The following is a 2,092-nucleotide window of genomic DNA, read 5'->3' as shown; positions in this document are numbered from 1 at the left end:
ACAGAGAGCGAAAACTTCAACATATTCTTAAAGATAGGTATCTTCACATTGCGGTAGATAGACAGGAATATACGGTCAACTGGAAAAGCCGTTATGATCGTCGCTTCACTATATTGCTTGGCATAGCATCTGTCGACAATATAAGTGGTTACCATCTGGGCTCTCACCTGAACTATGACAGTAATGTGATAGCGGAGGATATTGAGAAACTTGCTGATGAACTTGGTGATAATGACAAGCCTCATTATCTACGCCGGTATGCCCAGTATTGGTTATCTACAGATTACGAGCGTGCTGCCAAAAAGGCATTTGCAAAGCGCAAGACACCGTGGCCAGAGCCTGATGAACTGGATTCTGAATTAAATCAGCCAGTACGTGGTCTGCAGGTAAGGCCAGAATATGTAATGCTGGCACATTTTCTTTTTCTTCGAAAACTGCTAAAAGAATCTAAGGTCGATTTTAGTCTCGACCAGGAAGCTGGAATAGAGCGCGCATTTTTTTACGGGTTCTCCGATATGGTAACTGCCGGAAAATGTCACGCTATGCTTGTTGCTATCAAAAAAGGACTGGGTAATGATCATAGAGTAGGCTTGGTGGGTTCTGGTCAAAAGTTACTTGAAGAATACCGTGAATCAAGAGAGGAACTGATCAATGAGGATGATACAGAGGTCAAGCGGCAATTCATCAAAGAGGTTATTAAGTTAGGCTCCTCTAGCAAATATATAACGAATGACGGATTTGTTCATAACCCTTTTCATAGGGTAACTGAGCCCTATAAGAAGTCAAAGTTAATCACGTCACATATTCCCATATCTGACGGCAGAAAAGCTGCTCTACACCTGTTCGCTTCTCTGCATGCTGTAGACAGTGTTTTCAACCTTAATCGCCGATGTATCTCTCTTCTGGAAAGACCTAAATCTAGTGAGTCTAATGCAGGCAGAAGCTGGAGTGGTTACCAAGCGTATTCTCCATCAATGGTCGTAAAAATGTTGGATATTCAGAGAACTTTTTATAATTTCATTAAAGTTTCTGATATTGACCAGAAAACGCCTGCAATGCGAATAGGTTTGGCCAAGGGGCCTGTAACTTTTGAGAAAGTACTGTATTTCAATCCATTCGAGGAAGGCAGGGGTGTGAAATAAGAGCCGCTGTTATTTGTATATTTCACGTAGAAAAATTTCTACAGCAACTACAAAAATAAAGATTTTGCAAAAAAGAGCCTTTCTGCCAAACACTCATTCAGTGTTATTATCCCTCAGAAGCTTGTCACTAAATTTAAGAATGCCATAAAGTTGGTTTTCGCTTAACTCAGCTTTATCCGAGACCGTTATCTGCTACTTGCGGCGTTATGATATGCAGTAGCAAAGGAATACCCTAATGAAAATAGAACAGTTTAAAACTTGGCTTGAGCTGTATAAAAAGTGTTGGGAGTCAGGCGATTCAAAGGGAATCACAGAGCTATTTTCTGAAGATGCACGCTACTATGAAACCCCGTTTGATGAGCCAATGGTCGGTTCAGCTGCAATCGAGCGCTATTGGCTGGAAGGTGCGGGGCAAGCACAAAAAAATGTTAGTTTCAGCTACACACAGGCTGCATTTATTGGCTTGAAAGGCGTTAGCCATTGGAAAGCTTCCTTTGTACGAGTTCCGTCTGGAATTCAGGTTGAACTTGATGGTTATCTGGAAGCTGAATTTAACCCCAAAGGACAATGCAGTATTTTTCGAGAATGGTGGCACAGAGAAGAGAAACACGCGTAATTTCATGCAAATTTGCATGGCAAACGCTTGACGCAGATTGATCTATTAAAGTGAGCCTGCGCTGTGATAGCAATTTCCACCATTAAATCACCGAGTAGCATCCACGATCATCAGAAAGCTCTACAATAGTCACGGCTTACCAATATTAGTTTGGCATCGTGGGTTTCTCTAAATTTAGCTAAATGATGCCAATTTCTGACGAATTTAGTATAAAAATGGATGCTCCTGCCACCCCTCAAATATAAATAATATTATTGATTAACAATGCCTTATATGTCATTTGTGGGAAGTTTAATACTTATCCTAGCCGCCACCAATTAGCGTAGCGGCTAGG

The 2,092-nt window shown here is 41.2% G+C and carries 2 protein-coding genes; both read left to right on the top strand.

Translation table 11 applies throughout. The features are described from left to right. Positions 1 to 1,142 (top strand): hypothetical protein (locus tag AK963_RS33870; RefSeq protein WP_175404705.1); only part of this gene is annotated, 1,142 nt, incomplete at its 5' end. A gap of 235 nt (positions 1,143 to 1,377) precedes the next feature. Then, positions 1,378 to 1,758 carry a nuclear transport factor 2 family protein gene (locus tag AK963_RS28145; RefSeq protein WP_066018616.1) on the top strand — a complete coding sequence of 127 codons (381 nt, stop codon included), beginning with the start codon at positions 1,378 to 1,380 and terminating at the stop codon, positions 1,756 to 1,758. Positions 1,759 to 2,092 lie beyond the last annotated feature (334 nt).

It is taken from the genome of Endozoicomonas atrinae (genome assembly GCF_001647025.1).
Lineage (GTDB): Bacteria > Pseudomonadota > Gammaproteobacteria > Pseudomonadales > Endozoicomonadaceae > Endozoicomonas > Endozoicomonas atrinae.
Note: the sequence above shows the minus strand (reverse complement) of the source record. Positions and strands in the feature narration are given on the sequence as shown.

Bases quoted from the DNA above. Each gene is read 5' to 3' on its own strand.
- AK963_RS28145 (WP_066018616.1), top strand. From the start codon at position 1,378: ATGAAAATAGAACAGTTTAAAACTTGGCTTGAGCTGTATAAAAAGTGT.